The 18673-nt window shown below is 74.0% G+C and carries 18 protein-coding genes; 6 read left to right on the top strand and 12 right to left on the bottom strand.

What is annotated here, in order from left to right; translation table 11 throughout:
* Nucleotide 1: 1 nt before the first annotated feature.
* Both ABTY62_RS25495 and ABTY62_RS25490 read left to right on the top strand, forming a co-directional pair.
* Nucleotides 2-58, top strand: coding sequence for a trp operon leader peptide (locus ABTY62_RS25495; RefSeq protein ID WP_106516695.1), 57 nt, complete (start codon nucleotides 2-4; stop codon nucleotides 56-58).
* 93 nt (nucleotides 59-151) lie between these two features.
* Nucleotides 152-2125, top strand: a complete 1974-nt coding sequence (locus ABTY62_RS25490; protein WP_352131745.1) for an anthranilate synthase family protein — start codon at nucleotides 152-154, stop codon at nucleotides 2123-2125.
* A 325-nt stretch (nucleotides 2126-2450) separates the two neighbouring features.
* Here the strand turns inward: ABTY62_RS25490 and ABTY62_RS25485 are convergent, their stop codons facing one another.
* The 4 genes from ABTY62_RS25485 to ABTY62_RS25470 form a co-directional block, all read right to left on the bottom strand.
* Nucleotides 2451-3479: a 6-phosphofructokinase gene (locus tag ABTY62_RS25485; RefSeq protein WP_352131744.1), complete on the bottom strand. Its 1029-nt coding sequence runs from the start codon at nucleotides 3477-3479 to the stop codon at nucleotides 2451-2453.
* 163 nt (nucleotides 3480-3642) lie between these two features.
* On the bottom strand, nucleotides 3643-4299 hold the full coding sequence (locus tag ABTY62_RS25480) for a response regulator (RefSeq protein WP_352131786.1): 657 nt from the start codon (nucleotides 4297-4299) through the stop codon (nucleotides 3643-3645).
* A gap of 71 nt (nucleotides 4300-4370) precedes the next feature.
* Nucleotides 4371-5591, bottom strand: a complete 1221-nt coding sequence (gene macS / locus ABTY62_RS25475; protein WP_352131743.1) for a MacS family sensor histidine kinase — start codon at nucleotides 5589-5591, stop codon at nucleotides 4371-4373.
* 67 nt (nucleotides 5592-5658) lie between these two features.
* Complete coding sequence (locus tag ABTY62_RS25470) at nucleotides 5659-6402, bottom strand: lysophospholipid acyltransferase family protein (RefSeq protein ID WP_352131785.1); 744 nt, start codon at nucleotides 6400-6402, stop codon at nucleotides 5659-5661.
* Nucleotides 6403-6568: 166 nt separating this feature from the next.
* On the opposite strand from ABTY62_RS25470, the gene ABTY62_RS25465 reads away from it, so the two are divergent.
* Nucleotides 6569-7384, top strand: a complete 816-nt coding sequence (locus ABTY62_RS25465) for an alpha/beta hydrolase (protein ID WP_352131742.1) — start codon at nucleotides 6569-6571, stop codon at nucleotides 7382-7384.
* The gene (locus ABTY62_RS25460; protein ID WP_502997514.1) at nucleotides 7320-7994 is read left to right on the top strand and encodes a hypothetical protein; all 675 of its coding nucleotides are present in this window, start codon (nucleotides 7320-7322) and stop codon (nucleotides 7992-7994) included. The genes ABTY62_RS25465 and ABTY62_RS25460 overlap by 65 nt, the downstream gene beginning before the upstream one ends.
* Before the next feature lie 45 nt (nucleotides 7995-8039).
* On the opposite strand, the gene ABTY62_RS25455 is transcribed toward ABTY62_RS25460, so the two are convergent.
* From ABTY62_RS25455 to ABTY62_RS25430, 6 genes are all read right to left on the bottom strand, one after another.
* The gene (locus tag ABTY62_RS25455) at nucleotides 8040-8855 is read right to left on the bottom strand and encodes an endonuclease/exonuclease/phosphatase family protein (RefSeq protein ID WP_352131740.1); all 816 of its coding nucleotides are present in this window, start codon (nucleotides 8853-8855) and stop codon (nucleotides 8040-8042) included.
* Nucleotides 8856-8875: 20 nt separating this feature from the next.
* Nucleotides 8876-9817, bottom strand: a complete 942-nt coding sequence (locus ABTY62_RS25450) for an ROK family glucokinase (RefSeq protein WP_352131739.1) — start codon at nucleotides 9815-9817, stop codon at nucleotides 8876-8878.
* A 58-nt stretch (nucleotides 9818-9875) separates the two neighbouring features.
* Nucleotides 9876-10376, bottom strand: coding sequence for a DUF5304 domain-containing protein (locus tag ABTY62_RS25445; RefSeq protein ID WP_352131738.1), 501 nt, complete (start codon nucleotides 10374-10376; stop codon nucleotides 9876-9878).
* 116 nt (nucleotides 10377-10492) lie between these two features.
* Complete coding sequence (locus ABTY62_RS25440; RefSeq protein WP_352131737.1) at nucleotides 10493-11791, bottom strand: ArsA family ATPase; 1299 nt, start codon at nucleotides 11789-11791, stop codon at nucleotides 10493-10495.
* A 96-nt stretch (nucleotides 11792-11887) separates the two neighbouring features.
* On the bottom strand, nucleotides 11888-12331 hold the full coding sequence (locus ABTY62_RS25435; protein WP_352131736.1) for an SRPBCC family protein: 444 nt from the start codon (nucleotides 12329-12331) through the stop codon (nucleotides 11888-11890).
* Between the two features lie 75 nt (nucleotides 12332-12406).
* Nucleotides 12407-13174 (bottom strand): metallophosphoesterase family protein, encoded by a 768-nt coding sequence (locus ABTY62_RS25430; RefSeq protein WP_352131735.1) that lies wholly within the window; start codon nucleotides 13172-13174, stop codon nucleotides 12407-12409.
* A 252-nt stretch (nucleotides 13175-13426) separates the two neighbouring features.
* Here ABTY62_RS25430 and ABTY62_RS25425 point away from each other — a divergent pair, with 252 nt between their 5' ends.
* The gene (locus ABTY62_RS25425) at nucleotides 13427-15226 is read left to right on the top strand and encodes an AMP-dependent synthetase/ligase (RefSeq protein WP_352131734.1); all 1800 of its coding nucleotides are present in this window, start codon (nucleotides 13427-13429) and stop codon (nucleotides 15224-15226) included.
* Nucleotides 15227-15253: 27 nt separating this feature from the next.
* On the opposite strand, the gene ABTY62_RS25420 is transcribed toward ABTY62_RS25425, so the two are convergent.
* Both ABTY62_RS25420 and ABTY62_RS25415 read right to left on the bottom strand, forming a co-directional pair.
* Nucleotides 15254-16396, bottom strand: a complete 1143-nt coding sequence (locus ABTY62_RS25420) for a glycosyltransferase family 4 protein (RefSeq protein WP_352131733.1) — start codon at nucleotides 16394-16396, stop codon at nucleotides 15254-15256.
* Between the two features lie 44 nt (nucleotides 16397-16440).
* Nucleotides 16441-17823 (bottom strand): MATE family efflux transporter, encoded by a 1383-nt coding sequence (locus tag ABTY62_RS25415; RefSeq protein ID WP_352131732.1) that lies wholly within the window; start codon nucleotides 17821-17823, stop codon nucleotides 16441-16443.
* A gap of 102 nt (nucleotides 17824-17925) precedes the next feature.
* Between ABTY62_RS25415 and ABTY62_RS25410 the strand changes: the two genes are divergently transcribed.
* Nucleotides 17926-18462, top strand: a complete 537-nt coding sequence (locus ABTY62_RS25410; RefSeq protein ID WP_352131731.1) for a PadR family transcriptional regulator — start codon at nucleotides 17926-17928, stop codon at nucleotides 18460-18462.
* Nucleotides 18463-18673 lie beyond the last annotated feature (211 nt).

Below are 18673 nucleotides of genomic sequence, written 5' to 3'. Positions count from 1 at the left end.
CATGTTCGCGCGACTGACCATGACCTGGTGGTGGACCGCTCATCCGGCGGCCCACTGATCGCGCGTGCGCACCGACACCGCGAAGGCCGCCCGAGGGGCGGCCTTCGGCGTTTCCGCGGGCCGTTCCTCCCTCCCGGAAGGAACCACCGCAATGCACAGTGATCCGCACCACGACCCCCGCGCGATCATCCGGCGGCTGCTCTCCGCCGACTGCCCGCCCTTCGCCCTGCTGCACCGCCGCACGCCCGGCCACGCGCCCGACACCGTCGAGGTGCTGCTGGGCCCCGTCACCGAGGTGGAGCGGCTGACCGACATCCCGCTGCCGACCGGGGCACCGGGCGCCGGTGCGGGTGCGGGTGCGGGTGCGCACGACGCGCTGGCCCTGGTGCCGTTCCGGCAGATCCGCGAGCGCGGGTTCGACGTGCGCGACGACGGGACGCCGCTGGCCGTGCTGCGCCCCGAGGAGACGTACGAACTGCCGCTGGGCGAGGTGCTGGACGCGCTGCCCGCGCACGAGGTACGGGTCGAGGGCGGGGCCTTCGACGTGGCCGACGACGCGTACGCGGAGATCGTACGGCGGGTCGTCGAGGACGAGATCGGCACCGGCGAGGGCGCGAACTTCGTGATCCGCAGGACCTTCCGGGGCGAGATCCCCGGCTTCGGCCGCGCCGACGCCCTCGCGCTGTTCCGGCGGCTGCTGGCCGGGGAGCGCGGCGCGTACTGGACGTATGTCGTCCGCCTGGCCGACGGCCGGACGCTGGTGGGCGCCAGCCCCGAGGTGCATGTGCGGATGTCGGGCGGGACGGTCGTGATGAACCCCATCAGCGGGACCTACCGCTATCCCAGCGACGGGGCCCGGCTCGACGGGCTGCTGGAGTTTCTGCACGACCGCAAGGAGGTGGAGGAGCTGTCCATGGTCGTGGACGAGGAGCTGAAGATGATGTGCACCGTCGGCGACATGGGCGGCGTCGTGGTCGGCCCCCGGCTCAAGGAGATGGCTCACCTCGCGCACACCGAGTACGAACTGCGCGGCCGCTCCTCGCTCGATGTGCGGGAGGTGCTGCGGGAGACGATGTTCGCGGCGACGGTGACCGGCTCGCCGGTGCAGAACGCCTGCCGGGTGATCGAGCGGTACGAGCCCGCCGGGCCGGACGGCGCGGGGCGCGGCTACTACGCGGGGGCGCTCGCGCTCATCGGGCGGGACGCCGGCGGCGCGCAGACCCTGGACTCGCCGATCCTCATCCGCACCGCGGATATTGACTCCGACGGCTCCCTGCGGGTGCCGGTCGGGGCCACGCTGGTACGCCACTCCGACCCGCACGGCGAGGTCGCCGAGACCCACGCCAAGGCGGCCGGGGTCCTCACCGCCCTCGGGGTGCGCCCTTCCCTCGCGGGGCGGGCCGACGGGCCCGCACTCCCCCGGCTCGCCGACGACCCGCGGGTGCGGGCGGCCCTGGACGCCCGCCGGGCCGACCTCGCCCCGTTCTGGCTGCGCATGCACACGCCCGAGGACGCCCCGCGGGCCGGTGCGCGGCCAACCGGGCACGCCCTGGTGGTCGACGGCGAGGACACCTTCACCGCGATGCTGGCGCACCTCCTGCGGACCACCGGGCTCACGGTGACCGTGCGGCGGTTCGACGAGCCGGGCGTGCGGGAGGCCGCGCTGGCGCACGAGGGCCCCGTGATCCTCGGCCCGGGCCCGGGCGACCCGTCCGACACGGCCGACCCGAAGATGCGGTTCCTGCGCGGGCTGACGGCGGACCTGGTGCGCGGGCACCGGCACGGGCTGCTGGGGGTGTGCCTGGGGCACGAGCTGCTGGCGGCCGAGCTGGGGCTGGAGATCGTACGGAAGGACGTGCCGTTCCAGGGTGCGCAGGAGCGGATCCGGCTCTTCGGGCGCGAGGAGACCGTCGGCTTCTACAACACGTTCACCGCGCGGTGCGACGGGGCGGCGGCGGGTGAGCTGGCGATGCACCGGGTGGAGGTCAGCCGCGACCCGGTGAGCGGCGACGTACACGCGCTGCGCGGGCCGAACTTCGCGGGTGTGCAGTTCCATCCCGAGTCCGTGCTGACGCTCAATGGCGCGACGATTGTCGCTGAGCTCCTGGCGGCCGTCCTGGTGTGACGCCCGCCCCCGGCCGCCTGCGGCGCCTGTCCCCTACCCGCCCCTTCCCGCAACTGGGGGCAAGCCCCCAGCCCCCCGGTGGATCTGCGGCTCCGCCGCATGGGGAGGGGCGGAGCCCCACCGGAGGCCAGGCCGCAGCCCCCGGCCGAAGTCCGGCGGGGCCAGGGCGTAGTCCCGGCCGCACCCCGTCGGGGACAGGGGCGCGGCCCCCGCGGCAGCCCTCTCGGGCCGGGCGGGGGTCAGGGGGCGGAGGCCCATGGAGCGGGGAGGGGTGGGGAGGGGCGGCGGCGCAGGCTGCCGGCCCTCCCCGGGCGGGCGGGGTGGGTCAGCCGAAGAAGACCTCGGCTTCGGCGTACAGCGAGAGGTCCACCGTCTTGAGCCGCGCGGTGGCCTCCGTGAGCGGGACGCGGACGATGTCGGTGCCGCGCAGGGCGACCATCTTGCCGTAGTCCTCGTCCCGGACGGCGTCGATGGCGTGCAGCCCGAAGCGGGTGGCGAGCCAGCGGTCGAACGCGCTGGGGGTGCCGCCGCGCTGGACGTGGCCGAGCACCGTCGTGCGGGCCTCCTTGCCGGTGCGCCTCTCGATCTCCTTGGCCAGCCACTCCCCGATCCCGGAGAGCCGGACATGGCCGAAGGAGTCGAGCGACCCGTCCTTGAGGACCGCGTCACCGCCCTTGGGCATCGCTCCCTCCGCGACGACGACGATCGGGGCGTAGCGGATCTTGAAGCGGGACTCGACCCAGGCGCAGATCTGGTCGACGTCGAAGCGCTGTTCGGGGATGAGGATGACGTTGGCGCCGCCGGCCAGGCCCGAGTGGAGGGCGATCCAGCCCGCGTGACGGCCCATCACCTCGACGACGAGGACGCGCATATGCGATTCGGCCGTGGTGTGGAGGCGGTCGATGGCCTCGGTGGCGATGTTGACGGCGGTGTCGAAGCCGAAGGTGTAGTCGGTGGCGGACAGGTCGTTGTCGATGGTCTTGGGGACGCCGACGCAGCGGATCCCGTACTCGCTGGAGAGCCGCGCGGCCACCCCGAGCGTGTCCTCGCCGCCGATCGCGATGAGCGCGTCGACCTCCTGCTTGGCGAGGTTGTCCTTGACCCGGCGGATGCCGTCCTGGCTCTTGAGGGGGTTGGTGCGGGACGACCCGAGGATGGTGCCGCCGCGCGGCAGGATGCCGCGCACCGCGTGGATGTCGAGGGGTACCGTGTCGCCTTCGAGCGGACCCCGCCAGCCGTCCCGGAAGCCGACGAAGTCGTAGCCGTATTCCTGTACGCCCTTGCGGACGACGGCGCGGATGACCGCGTTGAGCCCGGGGCAGTCACCGCCACCGGTCAGCACTCCGACCCGCATCGTTTTTCCCTTCTCCCATGTTTTCCCGTGAATGCCCGATACGAGAATCCACGCTAACGGTGATCCAGGTCACACGGGATAGGGCGGGAAGTGAATCCCCTGACTACAGGGGCAGTTGGGTTCAGGGTTCACCCGATCGTGCGGCGGCGGCCGCTGACCGGTCTCAGACGCCGGTGTCCAGGCCGCGCTCGATCGCGTACCGCACCAGCTCGACGCGGTTGTGCAACTGAAGCTTGCCGAGGGTGTTCTGGACATGGTTCTGCACGGTGCGGTGCGAGATGACCAGCCGCTCGGCGATCTGCTTGTACGACAGCCCCTTGGCCACCAGCCGCAGCACCTCCGTCTCCCGCTCGGTGAGCCGGGGGGCGACGGGGCGGTCGGGCGCGGCGGGGGCGGGGTCGCTCGCCAGCCGGCGGTACTCGCCGAGCACCAGGCCCGCGAGGCCCGGGGTGAACACCGGCTCCCCGGCGGCCGTCCGGCGCACCGCGTCCTGAAGCTCCTGGGTGCTGGCCGACTTCAGCAGATAGCCGGTCGCGCCGGACTTCACCGCCTCCAGCACATCCGCGTGCTCCCCGCTCGCGGAGAGCACCAGCACGCGCGGGCCGGGCGGGCCGGGTTCGGCGCCCACGAGCTGCTTGCAGACCTCGACCCCGGGCAGCCCGGGGAGGTTGAGGTCGAGGACCAGGACGTCGGGGTTCGCGGCCTTGGCGCGGCGCACCGCCTGCGGGCCGTCCCCCGCCGTGGCCACCACGTCGAACCCGGCCTCGGACAGATCGCGGGCGACGGCGTCGCGCCACATCGGGTGGTCGTCGACCACCATCACCGTGACCACCGTGACCGGCCGCCCCTCCCGCCCGCCGTCGCCCCGCACACCGCTGTCCTGCCGCTCGGTCATCGTCCGGTCTTCCCCTGTCGCGGAACCTTCAACTCCACCTCGGTGCCCTGGCCGGGGGCCGAGATCCACTCGGCGCTGCCGCCCAGGTCGCGCAGGCGCCCCCGGATGGACAGCGCCACGCCGAGGCGCCCCTCGCGCTCGGCGTCGGCCAGCCGCCCCTCGGGGATGCCGGGGCCGTCGTCGCGTACGGTCACCGTCACCTCGTCCGGCTCGTCCTCGACCAGGATCCAGGCGTTCGCGCCGTCCCCGGCGTGTACCCGCACATTGTCCAGGGCGGCACCGACAGCGGCCGCGAGTTCGGTGGCGGCCTCGTCGGGGAGCGGTACGGGGGTGCCCGGGCCGGAGAGGGTGACGCGGGATCCGGCGTGCGGGGCCAACAGAGCCAGCAGATCGCGCCGTTCGGGTCCGCCGTCGGCGGCGGGCGCCTCGGCCTCGGCCTCGGCCGTGAGGAGCGCGACCCCGGCCGGGGCCACCGGCTCCGGCCGGTCCGCCCGGTCCGCCTCGTGCGCCGCGTCCCGCGGGCCCGTGGAGATCAGCGTGCGCAGCGCGATCTCCTGCTCCCCCGCCATCCGCCCCAGTTCGGTCGCCTCCCCGCCGATGGCCGCGCCCCGGCGCTGCACCATGGCGAGGACCTGGAGCACGCTGTCGTGGATGTCCCGGGCCAGCCGCTCCCGTTCGCGCGTGGCCGCCTCGATCCGCAGCGCGCGGGCCAGGGTGCGCTCGCTGGCGCGGGCCACCTCGACGACGTAGCCGATGGCCACGCTCGCCACCCACACCAGCATCAGCATGTGGACGGTGTCCTGGGCGAATCCGCCGCGCTCGATGATGTTGGCCGCGCAGACGACCGTGGAGGCCCAGGCGGCCCACCGCCAGCCGCCCTTGATCGCGAAGCCGAGCACCGCCCCCGCGGTCCATATCGACGGCAGGGTGGGGGTGCCCTCGGCGATGCGGTCATGGGTGTCGACGAGCGGGGTGAGCAGGATGCCCACCACCGCGACGGTCAGATCACCGACCAGAAAGCGCAGGGTGCACTGCTCGGCCGAGGAGACCATGCGGACGGTGAGCGCGGTCCACACGGTCAGCACGGCCATGTAGGCGCCCGCGCCCAGCGGGTGGTCGTAGTCGTCGTAGCCGTAGGCGTAGAGGGTGAGCGCGTACAGCAGGGTGAGCACCCGGTAGGCGGTCAGCGCCCGCCACAGGGGCTGCTCCACCGACATGCGCACGACAGTCTTGCCCGTACGGCCTGGCCGCAGCGCCACTTCCCCACCCCCGTGCCGGACGCGGTTACGCCCCGGCCTTGTCCCCGCTGTCGTCCCCGCCCGTGTCCGCGGCCTTCTCCTCGCGCTTGCGGGCCGCCTCGGCATCCGCGATCTGCCGCTTGGCGACGGTCGCGTAGATGTCGACGTACTCCTGGCCGGAGAGCTTCATGATCTCGTACATGACCTCGTCGGTCACCGAGCGCAGGATGAAGCGGTCGTTGTCCATGCCGTGGTAGCGGCTGAAGTCCAGCGGCTTGCCGATCCGGATGCCCGGCCGCATCAGCTTGGGCATCACCTTGCCCGGCGGCTGGATCTTCTCGGTGTCGATCATCGCGACCGGGATCACCGGGGCGCCCGTGGCCAGCGCCACCCGCGCCAGACCGCCCGGCTTGCCGCGGTACAGCCGCCCGTCCGGCGAGCGGGTGCCCTCCGGGTAGATGCCGAACAACTCGCCGCGCTCCAGCACCTCGATGCCGCTCTTGATCGCGGCCTCGCTCGCGCCGCGCCCGCCCGAGCGGTCCACCGGCAGCTGCCCGACGCCCTTGAAGAAGGCGGCGGTCAGCTTGCCCTTCACGCCCGGGGTGGTGAAGTACTCCTGCTTGGCGATGAACGTGACCTTGCGGTCGAGCATCGCGGGAAGGAAGAAGGAGTCGGAGAACGACAGGTGGTTGCTGGCGAGGATGGCCGGCCCCTCCGCGGGGACGTTCTCCAGCCCCTCCACCCAGGGCCGGAAGGCCAGCTTCAACGCTCCGCCGACCGACAGCTTCATGGCGCCGTAGAACAACCGAGGACCTCCTGTATCCGACGAGGAGACCTTAACGTGCCTACCCCCTCTGCGGCGCGCCGCGTACGCTGAGGTCCCGGGCCGCCCGGCCCCGTTCCACCAGTGCCCTATACACCGAACGACCGCCATATTCACCGAACGGAGATCCTCGGTGCCGCTCCTTCCCGGGGCCCAGCCGTTCCGCCATGACGGCGGAGAGATCGGCGTCCTCGTCTGTCATGGCTTCACCGGCACACCCCAGTCGGTCCGTCCGTGGGCCGAGCACCTCGCGCGGCAGGGGCTGACGGTCTCGCTCCCGCTGCTGCCCGGCCACGGCACCCGCTGGCAGGAGCTCGCGGTCACCAGCCGGGACGACTGGTACGCCGAGGTGGACCGGGAGCTGCGCGGGCTCGCCGAGCGATGCCGGCAGGTGTTCGTGTGCGGGCTGTCCATGGGCGGCGCGCTCGCCCTGCGGCTCGCCGCCCGTCACGGGGCGCGGGTCAGCGGGCTGGCCCTGGTCAACCCGGCCCACCGCATGCACGGCCGGGCCGCCCCGGCGCTGCCGGTGCTGCGCCGTCTGATCCCGTCCGTCAAGGGCATCGTGAGCGACATCGCCAAGCCGGGCACGCCGGAGTCGGGCTACCAGCGGGTGCCGCTGAACGGCGCGGACCAGCTGCGCCGGCTGCTGCGGGAGGTCGACGCCGAACTGCCGCGGGTGACCCAGCCGCTGCTGCTGATGCACAGTGCGGCGGATCATGTGGTGCCCCCGGTCGACTCGGCGCGCATCCTGAGCCGGGTCTCCTCCCGGGACGTCACCGAGCTGGTGCTGGAGCGCAGCTACCACGTGGCGACGCTGGACCACGACGCGGAGCTCGTCCTCGCCGAGACCCACGCGTTCATCAGCAGGCTGACGCGGGGTATCGATGAGAACAGTGGGACGGATACGCGACTCGGGAAGGAGGGGGCGGCGGCCAGTGGCGGAGCGTGACCCGAACGAGAACGAGGCAGGCGCTCGCGACGACGACGCCGCGTTCGCCGAGATCGTCGCGGCGTACGGCAAGGAGTCCCGGGACCCGGAGGCCCCGGCGCCCTGGCCCGAGGCCGAGGACCTGCCCGACGGCGACTCCCAGGACCGGAGCGGCCGGGACGCACGGGACGACGACGATGAGGACGACGACCCGGAGGGCCGGCGCGACCCGTCGGCGCCGGGCGCGGGGGCGGGGGCGGGCCCGGTCGATGTGGCCAAGCCCGACAAGCCCCTCGGCAGCTTCATCGTCTACGCGCCGGGCGTCGGCCCCCGCGACTGGGAGCCCGCCGAGCCGTCCGACGACGACTTCGACGAGACAGACGAGGGCCACTTCGTCCCGCCCGAGCCGCCCCCGCTCCCCGAGACCGACACCACCTCGCGCTTCGCGTGGCTGGGCGTGCTGGGCGGCCCGCTGCTGCTGCTCGGCGTGGTGCTGTTCCAGGTGGAGCTCACCTGGTGGATCACCACGCTCGCGGTGGGCGGCTTCCTGGGCGGCTTCACCACGCTGGTGCTGCGGATGGGGGACGACGACGAAGAGGACGACGACCCGGGCCGCGGCGCGGTCGTCTGAAGCCGGCTGAAACAGACTGAGGCCGACTGAGGCCGGGCAGCGGCCTCAGGCGGAGCGGCCCGTGCCCGCCGGCCCGGCGGGCGCGGCGACGGAAACGCGCGGGAGCCGGAGCGCGGCCAGGACCGGGAGATGGTCCGACGCCGCCCTCAGGTCCGCCTCCGTGACCCCGGGCAGCCCGGCCGGCACCCCGCAGCCGAGGACCTCCACGCCCTCGGTCGTGAACAGCGCGTCGATCCGGCGCCGGGGCCGGTCCTGCGGGTAGGTGAGCTCGCTCCCCCAGGGCTCGGCCGCCCAGGCGTCGCGCAGCGATCCGGCCAGCCGGCGGAAGGCGCGGCCCTCGGGCCGGTCGTTGATGTCACCGGCCAGCACCGTGTACGGGGCGCCCAGCGCGGCGAGGTGGTCGAGCACCATCCCCGCCTGGTCGTGGCGCTCGGCCTCGGCCAGGCTCAGATGGCAGCTGACCACGCCGAGCCTGATGGCGTCCGCGCCCCGGTGCCCGCCCCCGAACCGCAGCACGGCGGTGGCCAGGCCGCGCTGGTGCAGGCCGGGGATGCGGGGCAGCAGGATGTCCTCGCTGCGCTCCACGTGGGTGCGCAGCGAGGTCAGCAGCATCGGGCCGGCGGTGGTGGCGCCGCCGGTGGTGTGGACGAGGCCGGTCTCGCGGGCCAGCCAGGAGGCGGCCTTGCGCCAGCGGAAGTGGCGCGGCGCCTCCTGCACGCACAGGACGTCGGGGGCGCAGGCCCGGACCACCCGGACCAGCGCCTCACGGTCGTCGCGCAGCGAGCGGATGTTGTAGCTCAGTACCCGCACCACGGCGGCGTCCCGGTCGCCGGCCGAGGCCGGCAGGTCCGCGAGTACCACGTCCCGTCCCCCCGTTCCGGTCAGCCCTGGCGGGCCAGGTCGGCGGCGCCGACGAGCCCGGCCTTGCCGCCGAGCTGGGCGGCGAGCACCTGGGCGTGCGGGCGCCACTGGTTGCCCACCAGCCAGCGGCGGAAGGACTTGCGGATCGGCTCCAGGACCAGGTCGCCCTCGTCGGACACGCCGCCGCCGACGATGAACGCCGAGGGGTCGAAGAGCGAGGCGAGGTCGGCGAGGCCGGCGCCGGCCCAGCGGGCCAGCTCGCGGAAGGAGTCGATGGCGACCGCGTCGCCCTGGCGGGCCGCGTCGCTGATGTGCTTGCCCTGGATGCCCTCGGGGGTGCCGTCGCCGAGGCCGAGCAGCACCGCCGCGTTCTCCGGGGTGGCGTTGGCGCGCTGCTTGGCGTAGCGGACCAGGGCGCGGCCGGAGGCGTACTGCTCCCAGCAGCCCTGGCTGCCGCAGCCGCACAGCAGCCCGTCCGGGACCACGCGGACGTGGCCGAACTCGGCCGCGACGCCGAAGCGGCCGCGGTGCAGCTTGCCGCCGATGATGATGCCGCCGCCGAGGCCGGTGCCGAGCGTGATGCACACGACGTCGTCATGGCCCTGGCCGGCGCCGAAGCGGTACTCGCCCCACGCGGCCGCGTTCGCGTCGTTCTCGACGACGACGGGCAGGCCCACGCGCTGCTCGACCTTGTCCTTGAGCGCCTCATGGCGCCAGTTGATGTTGGGCGCGAAGATCACCGTGGCGCGCTTGTCGTCCACGTAACCGGCCGCGCCGATGCCGACGGCCTCGATGTCGTGGCCGGCGCTGACCGTGCGCACCGCGTCCGCGATGGCGTCGACGACCCCTTCCGGGGTCGGCGGGGTCGATACCTTGCTCGTCTCGAGAATCGAGCCCTCTTCGTCGACCACGCCAGCTGCGATCTTCGTGCCGCCGATGTCGACGCCGATGGTGAGTCCCATGTGTCCCTCAGTTATTAGGTCGAACCCCGCCGGGCACAACGGTACCGGAGGTGGGGGCTCAGTCGAGGTCGATGTGTTCACTACTCGAAGACTCATCGCCCTTGTCGGCGCCATCGGCCTTGCCGTCGCGGTCGTCTCCGCCCCTCGTCCAGCGCTGCTCCTGGCCCTGGACCGCGGCCCGGTAAGCGGCGAGAAGCTCGGTGCCGGCGGTGGCGAGGTGATCGAAGACCTCAGGGTTGCGTTCGACGACCGGTTCGACGGCGGCCTTCGCCTGTGCGATCAAGTGTTGTACGGCGCCCTGCACGGCCGTTCCGGCCAGCGGGGCCTGGGCCCCGGCGAGCTTGTCGGCGATGGCCTCGGCCAGTTTGCGCAGCTCCTCGGCGGCGCTGCCCGGCTCATGGCCGCCCTCGTGGGCCCGGCGGCGGGCCCGCTCCGCGGCGAGGTCTTCGGCACAGGCCCGCTCCCAGGCGTCGGGGTCGATGTCGGTGACCGGGACATCGGTGTCCGGGGCATCGCCCGTGAGGGGAGTTTCGGCGGGGCGCTCGGTGGCGTCGCTCATGGCGGGCTCCTGCGGCGGAGGGACTGACGGCCCGGGGGTGTTCATCCGGGCTTGCTCCCGACGTTACCGGAATGAGGAGAGGACGTAAGGGGCAAGGGGCGCCTCCGTCACAGCCGTCACACGCTCTTCGGCCAGAGTTCGGGGTCCGGGGTGAAGCGGACGTGCAAGTGACCGTCGCGCAGCCCGGCGCCGGACACGGTGCAGCGGCGCAGGGCGGAGGGCAGCGGCAGCACGCGGTGGAACGGGCCGACGGTGACGATCAGTTCATCGCCGCGGCGCACCAGGCCGAGGGAGTCGCGGTCGGCGCCGGGCAGCGGCAGCCGCCACACCAGCACCCCTTCGTCGGCGAGGCGGTCCTCGACGGTCCACGGCTCGGCGGCCGGGCGGTCGGGGCGCGGCTCGGGGGCCCCGGCCGGTCCGGCGAGGGCGGCGAGTGCGGCGGCGGGGCCGCCCGCCCGGGGCGCTCCGGCCGGGCCGTCGGCCTCCCCCGGGGCGCCGCCCAGGTGCGGCAGTTCACGGACGGGGACGTCGGGCGCCCACTGCCCGTGCAGCTCCTTGAGCGCGGCCTGTTGCCGGCCGGACAGCGCCGCGAGCCAGGGGTCCGAGGTGCCGGTGGGCAGCAGCCGGTTGGCGACCACGGCCTCCACGCGGCAGCCGTACAGCGCGAGCCCGGCGCGGGCGGTGCGCAGCGCCCGGTCGGCGAGCGGCCCCGGGTCCACCACCAGCCGTACGGTGGTGGCTTCGGACTCGATCAGGTCCTGCACGCCGGCCAGCTCGCGCTCCCAGCGCTCGGCCGTCTCGTACAGCTTCTGGGCGGGCATCGGCACCCCGGCGAGCTGCGCCAGCATCGGCCGCAGGGCGCGCGCCGCCTGCCGCTCGGCGGGCAGCAGCCGCCGCAGATAGCGGCGCAGCTGCTCGGGCAGGGCGAGCACCGCGATGGTGTCGGGGGCGGGCGGCATGTCGACGACCAGGACGTCCCATCCGGCGGCGGCTCCGGCGGTGTCCGGGTCCGCGTCATGGGCGGCGCGCAGCGCGCGCAGCACCGCGATGGCCTCCATGCCGGGCAGCCCGGTCAGCTCCTCGGGGTCCAGCGGGCTGGCGCCGAGCATGTCCAGCGCGCCGCGCCCCCGTTCCTGGAGGGTGGCCAGCTCGCCGCGGAACCAGTCGTCGGCGGCGATACGCGCGGCCCACAGCCCGGGGGCGATCTCGACCGGCGGGTTCCACGGGGGCCGCCGGTCGGCCGGGGCGGTGGCGGGCCGGGGCGTGGGGAGGCCGAGCAGCGCCTCGGGGGTGGCGTCGCGGTCGGCCGTGAGCAGCAGGGTGCGCCGGCCCTCTTGGGCGGCGGCGAGCGCGGTCGCGGCGGCGACGGTGGTGCGGCCCGCGCCGCCGGTACCGGTGACGAGGACCGTACGCATGGAAAGGAGCCTCCGGGCAGGGTGGTGCGGTGTCTTCCCGACGGGGGCCGGGCGGGGGCCGGTCGGGGCCGGGCGGGGTCCGGTCGGGGGGCGCGCTCAGGCGGCGCTTTCCACCCGCTTCTTCAGGCCCGCCAGCGCGCGGTCGATGATGACCTTCTCGGCCTTGCGCTTGATCATGCCGAGCATCGGGATCTTGACGTCGACGGTCAGCTGGTAGGTGACCTCGGTGCGCTTGCCGCTGTCGAGGGGGGCCAGCTTGTACGAGCCGTCCAGGGAGCGCAGCATCTGGGACTTGACCAGGGACCAGCTGACCTGGTTGTCACCGGTCCAGGTGTACTCCAGGGTGTAGTCGTCCTTGATCGCCCCGGCGTCGAGCAGCATCCGCACCTTCTCGGCGCGCCCGCGGTCGTCCTTGGTGAGGACGTCGGCCTCCTTCACCTCTCCGGACCACTCCGGGTAACGGTCGAAGTCGGCGATCACCTCCATCACGTCGGCCGGTGCCGCCTCGATCGTGATGCTCGAGCTGGTGTGTTCCGCCATCGCCGTCGTTCCTTCGGTATCGGTCCGCTTGATCCGCCGCCTGGGTGCCTGCCGCTGAAGGCTACCGCGCGCAGGTCACCACTCCAGGGTCCAGGGGGTGCCGGTCGAGGCGAAGTGGCCGACGTTGACGCACTCGGTGGCGCCGATCCGCATCCGGCGCGCGAGCGGCTGGTGGACATGGCCGAAGAAGGCGTAGCGGGGACGCACGGCGCGGATCGCGTCGAGGAGGGCGGCGCTGCCCCGCTCGAAGCGGCGGGCGACGGTGTCGTAGCAGAGTTCGGGGACGTCGGGCGGGATGTGGGTGCACAACACGTCGACCTCGCCGAGCGCCGCGATCTTCGCGGCGTACTCCTCGTCGTCGACCTCGTACGGGGTGCGCATCGGGGTGCGCAGGCCGCCGCCGACGAAGCCGAAGACCCGGCCGCCGATCTCGATCCGCTGGCCGTCCAGCACGGTGGTACCGGGCTGGGCGTACTCGGGCCACAGCCTCGGTATATCGACATTGCCGTAGGTGGCGTAGGTAGGGGTGGGGAAGGCCGCGAAGAGGTCGGCGTATTGCCGTCGGACCGCGGACTCGATGGCGGTCTGGCGGTCCACCTCGAGCCCGCCCCACAGCCGGTTGCCGAAGTCACGGGCCTCGGCGAACCGGCGGGCGGTGCGCAGTTCCACGATGTGGTCGGCGTTCTCGACGCCGAACAGGTCGGGGAAGATCCCCCGGGAGTGATCGGCGTAGTCGAGGAACAGCACCAGGTCGCCGAGGCAGATCAGGGCGTCGGCGCCGTCGCCCGCCTTCTTGAGGTCGCGACTGTTGCCGTGCACGTCGCTGACCACGTGAACTCGCATGCGGGCCAGCCTAAGTCCTGCCGCGCCCCGCCGTCAGACGCCCGCCCGCACCCCTCCGCGGCCACCTGCCGTTACTTCCGGGTCCCGGGCCGGGTCGACTAGTCTGCGGCCAGTACGAGAGCGGGGTGTGACGCATCAAACATCTGGGAGGACCCCCTATCCCAGATGCCATACCCATCGGTAACGTCCGGGCAGTCCATCACCCCCCATTGCCCGTGTAGCGGCGCCGGCGCCCGACGAGGAGCAGCAGTCTTGCGCGAGTTCAGCCTTCCGGCCCTGTACGAGGTTCCGGCCGACGGGAATCTGACGGACCTCATCCGGCGCAACGCCGCGCATCACCCCGAGGTCGTGGTGGTCGGCCGGAAGGTCGACGGCGTGTGGCAGGACGTCACCGCGGCCGAGTTCCTCGCGGAGGTGCGGGCCGTCGCCAAGGGCCTGATCGCCGCCGGGGTGGAGCCGGGCGACCGGGTCGGCCTGATGTCCCGCACCCGCTACGAGTGGACGCTGCTGGACTTCGCCATCTGGAGCGCGGGCGCGGTCACGGTGCCGGTCTACGAGACGAGTTCGGCCGAGCAGACCCAGTGGATCCTCGGCGACTCGGGCGCGGTGGCCTGTGTGGTCGAGTCCGCCGCGCACGAGGCGTCCGTGGAGTCCGTGCGGGACACCCTGCCCGCGCTGAAGGGCCTGTGGCGGATCGACGGCGGCGGGGCGATCGAGACCCTGCGGAAGCTGGGCGCGGACATCGCGGACGCGGTGGTCGACGAGCGCAGCGCCATCGCGAACGCCGACTCCCCGGCCACGATCGTCTACACCTCGGGCACCACCGGCCGCCCCAAGGGGTGTGTGCTCTCCCACCGCAGCTTCTTCGTCGAGTGCGGCAATGTCGTGGCCCGCCTCAAGCCGATCTTCGTGACCGGCGAGTCGTCGGTGCTGCTCTTCCTCCCCGAGGCGCATGTGCTCGGGCGTCTGGTGGAGATCGCGGCGGTGCTGGCGCCCATCAAGCTCGGACACGTCCCGGACGTCAAGACCCTCACCGATGAACTCGCCTCCTTCCGGCCGACGTTGGTGCTGGGCGTGCCGCGCGTCTTCGAGAAGGTCTACAACGGGGCGCGGGCGAAGGCGCAGGCCGACGGCAAGGGCAAGATCTTCGACAAGGCGGCCGCGACCGCCATCGCCTACAGCAAGGCGCTGGACACCTCCGCCGGGCCGTCCTTCGGCCTCAAGGTCAAGCACAAGATCTTCGACCGCCTGGTCTACAGCAAGCTGCGGGCCGTCCTGGGCGGCCGGGCCACCCACGCGATCTCCGGCGGCGCGCCGCTGGGCGCCCGGCTCGGCCACTTCTACCGGGGCATCGGCTTCACGGTGCTGGAGGGCTACGGCCTGACCGAGTCCTGCGCGGCGACCACCTTCAACCCGTGGGACCGGCAGAAGCTGGGCACGGTCGGCCAGCCGATGCCGGGCACGGTGGTCCGGATCGCGGACGACGGGGAGGTGCTGCTGCACGGCGAGCACCTGTTCAGTGGCTACTGGAACAACGAGGCGGCCACGGCCGAGGCGCTGTCGGACGGCTGGTTCCACACCGGCGACCTGGGCTCCCTCGACGCGGACGGCTATCTCACCATCACCGGCCGCAAGAAGGAGATCATCATCACCGCGGGCGGCAAGAACGTGGCCCCGGCGGTGATCGAGGACCGGATCAGGGCGCACGCCCTGATCGCCGAGTGCATGGTCGTCGGCGACGGACGCCCCTTCGTCGGCGCGCTGATCACCGTCGACGAGGAGTTCCTGCCGCGCTGGCTGGCCGAGCACGGCAGGCCGGCCGGCTCCACGGTGGCCGAGCTGCGGGAGGACCCGGCGCTGCTGGCCGAGATCCAGCGGGCGGTGGACGACGGGAACGCGGCGGTCTCGAGGGCGGAGTCGGTGCGCAAGTTCCGCATCGTGACCACCCAGTTCACCGAGGACTCCGGGCATGTCACGCCGTCGCTGAAGCTCAAGCGGAACGTGGTGGCCAAGGACTTCGCGCCGGAGATCGAGGCGCTGTACCAGGGCTGAGTCCCTGCGCGGGAGCGCGGCCTCGGCTCAGAGCAGGCCCTCCAGCCGCTCGGCGAGCAGGTCCCAGCGCCAGCGCTCCTCCACCCACGCGCGCCCCCGCTCCCCCATCCGCCGCCGCAGCTCGGCGTCCTCGAGCAGCGCCACGATCCGCTCGGCCGCCTGCTCGGCGGAGCCGCCCCGCACCACCCAGCCCGTCTCGCCGTCGAGCACGGCGTCCGGCGCGCCGCCGGAGTCCCCGGCGACGACGGGCAGGCCGGTCGCGGAGGCCTCGAGGTAGACGATGCCCAGGCCCTCGACGTCCAGGCCGCCGCGGCGGGTGCGACAGGGCATGGCGAACACGTCGCCCGCTCCGTAGTAGGCGGGCAGCTCCTCCCAGGGGACCGCGCCGGTGAACCGTACGGAGCCGGCGACGCCGGTGGTCTCGGCCAGCCGGTGCAGCTCCTTGGCGTACGGGCCGCCGCCGACGATCAGCAGGACGGCGTCCGGGACCCGGTCCAGGATCCGCGGCATGGCCTCGATGAGGGTGTCCTGCCCCTTGCGCGGCACCAGCCGGGAGACGCACACCACGACCGGGCGGTCGGCGAGCCCGAGCCGGGCCCGGACCTCGGCGCCGCCCGAGTCGGGGTGGAAGGTCTTCTCGTCCACGCCGGGCGTCAGTCGGACCATGCGCGCCGCGGCCTCGGGGCCGACCGCCGCCGCGATCCGCGCGCGGGTGTACTCGCCGAGGTAGGTGAGGGTGTCGGTGCCCTCGCCGATCCGGCGCAGCAGCCCGCGGGAGGCGGGGAGCTGGGCCCAGGCCGCCTCGTGCCCATGGGTGGTCGCCACCAGCCGCCGGGCGCCCGCCGCGCGCAGCGCCGGGGCCATCAGCCCGAGCGGGGCGGCCGCCCCGAACCACACCGCGGTGCAGCCGTGCGCGCGCAGCAGCTCGGTGGCGCGCCGGGTCACCCGCGGGGTGGGCAGCAGCATGGTCGTACGGTCCCGTACGACGGGGAACGGCTGCTCGGCGTCGAACCGGGCGGTGGCCTCGGCGCCCTCCCGCCCGCGCTTCCAGGTGGAGGCGTAGACGACGACCCGCCCGGGGTCCAGGCGCAGCGCCATGTTGTGCAGAAACGCCTGGATGCCGCCGGGCCGGGGCGGGAAGTCGTTGGTGACGATCAGGGTCTTGTCCATCGCCGCCGACAGTACCGGGTACGGGTCCCGGAGGCGGGCCGCGGTCAAGCCGCCCCCGCTCGCTCCGCCGCCCCGCGGGCGGGCACCGGTGACGGGGTGAAACGGCGGGACAGGGCGAGCACGGCCAGGCACTGGAGCGCGGCGGCCAGCGCCATGGCCGCGCACACCCCGGGCAGCCCGAAGCCGGACAGGCCGTACGCGAGGGGCAGTTGGACGGCCGTGCCGGCGAGGGTGACGCGCAGCATCAGCGGGCTGCCCCCGGAGCCCTCGAAGACGCCGCCGAGCGCGATGAGGCAGCCCAGCAGGGCCAGATACGGGCCCACGCAGCGCAGAAACGCCGCTCCGGCCCCGGCGACGTCCGGCCGTGCCCCGAACGCCCGCATCACCCACGGCGCGGCGGCCAGCAGCGCGAGGGCGGCGAGCGCGCCGAGCGCGAGGCCCAGCAGCACCGCCTGGCGGGCGATCGCGGCGCGCGCGTCGCGGCCGGCGCCGAGGGTGTGGGCGGTGTGGATGGCGGCGGCCTGGCGCACCGCGTAGAACGACATGGTCGCCACGTACATCGCCTTGGTCGCGATGGCGTACGCGGCGACGGACGTCACCCCGATCCGCGCCACGACGGCGACCAGCAGCAGGGAACCGGCCATCCGGGCCGTGAAGTCGGCGGCCATCGGCAGCCCGGTGGCGGCGGTGGCGCGCAGGGCGGCGAAGCGGCCGCCCGAGGTGCGTCCGGCGGGGCGGGCGGTGGCGGCGGCCCGGCGCAGCAGGCGGTTGCGGCGCAGCGCGACCAGCCCGGCCGCGAGGGCGATGGAGCGCCCGGCGACGGTGGCCCAGGCGGCGCCGGTCACGCCGAGCCGGGGCAGCCCGCACAGGCCGAAGATCAGCAGCGGGTCGAGGACGAGGATCAGGGCGTTGGCGAGGAAGGCGAGGCGCATGGGGGTGCGGGTGTCCCCGGCGCCCTTGAGGACGCCGTCGAGGAGGTTCTGCGCGAAGAAGACGGCGAGCCCGGGCAGGGAGATCGAGAAGTAGTCGGCGGCGAGCCGGAGCGCCGGGCCGTCCGCGCCGCCGAGCACCAGGCGGGCCAGCGGCTCGCGCAGCGCCCAGCCGCCCACCGCGACGGCCGGGGTGAGCAGCCCCCACAGCGCCCAGCCGCCGCGCACGGCGGTGCGCAGGGCCACCGGGTCGCGGGCGCCGCGGGCGCGGGCCACCAGCACGGTGGTGCCGCTGCCGGCCATCAGGATCAGGCCGAGGGCGAGGTTCTCGACGTTCGTCGCGACGGCCACGGCGGCGACGGCCGGTCCGCCGAGGCGGGCCACCCACACCATGTTGACGATCCCGGCCACCACGCCGGCCAGCAGCTCGCCGTAGACCGGGCGGGCCAGGCCCACGAGTCTGCGGCGGTGTTCCTTCGGCGGTGTCTCCTGCGTCATCGCTTCCCTCCCGGCACGCGGCTGTACCTCTAATCGAGGTACAGCGATGAGAGGTATCATGGCGCGGGTCACCGGACAAGCGGGAAAGGGGCGTCACCGAAGGTGCTGGAGCTGTCGATCCTCGGCTTTCTGTACGACCAGCCGCTGCACGGCTACGAGCTCAAGGAGCGCATCAAGGCGCTGAGCGGGCATGTCCGCCCCGTGAGCGACGGCGCGCTCTACCCGGCGATCACCCGGCTGACGAAGGCCGGTCTGCTGGACCAGCGCACCGAGCCGGGCGCGAGCGCCGCCCCGCGCCGGGTGCTGTCCCTCACCGCCGAGGGCCGCGCCGAGCTGCTGTCCCGGCTGCGCGCGCCCAAGGACGTGGAGATCAGCGACGGCCAGCGCTTCTTCACGCTGCTCGCCTTCCTCCGCCACCTCCCGGACCCGGCCGGGCAGGCCGCCGTGCTGCGGCGCCGCCAGGCGTTCCTGGACACCCCGTCGAGCTTCTTCTACGAGGGCGGCGAGCCGGTGCGCGCGGAGGGGGCCGGGGATGTCTTCCGCGAGGGCATGCTGCGGGTCGCTCGCGCGACCGCGGCGGAGGAGAGGCGCTGGCTCGCCGACGCCCTGGCCCGGCTGGAAGCGCGGCCCGGGGACTGACGGTCCCCGAGGGCCCGGGCATCGCCCGGCGGATCTCGCCGCCTGCGGCGGGCTCGTTCCCCACCCCGCCCCTTCCCGACCCCTGCCGATATGCGGCTCCCGCCGCGCGGGAGGCTCCGCCGCGCGGGAGGCTCCGCCGCGCGGGAGGCTCCGCCGCGCGGGAGGCTCCGCCGCGCGGGAGGCTCCGCCGCGCGGGAGGCTCCGCCGCGCG

This window comes from Streptomyces sp. NPDC097640, assembly GCF_040302705.1.
Classification (GTDB): domain Bacteria; phylum Actinomycetota; class Actinomycetes; order Streptomycetales; family Streptomycetaceae; genus Streptomyces.
This window is presented reverse-complemented; position numbering and strand designations above follow the sequence as displayed.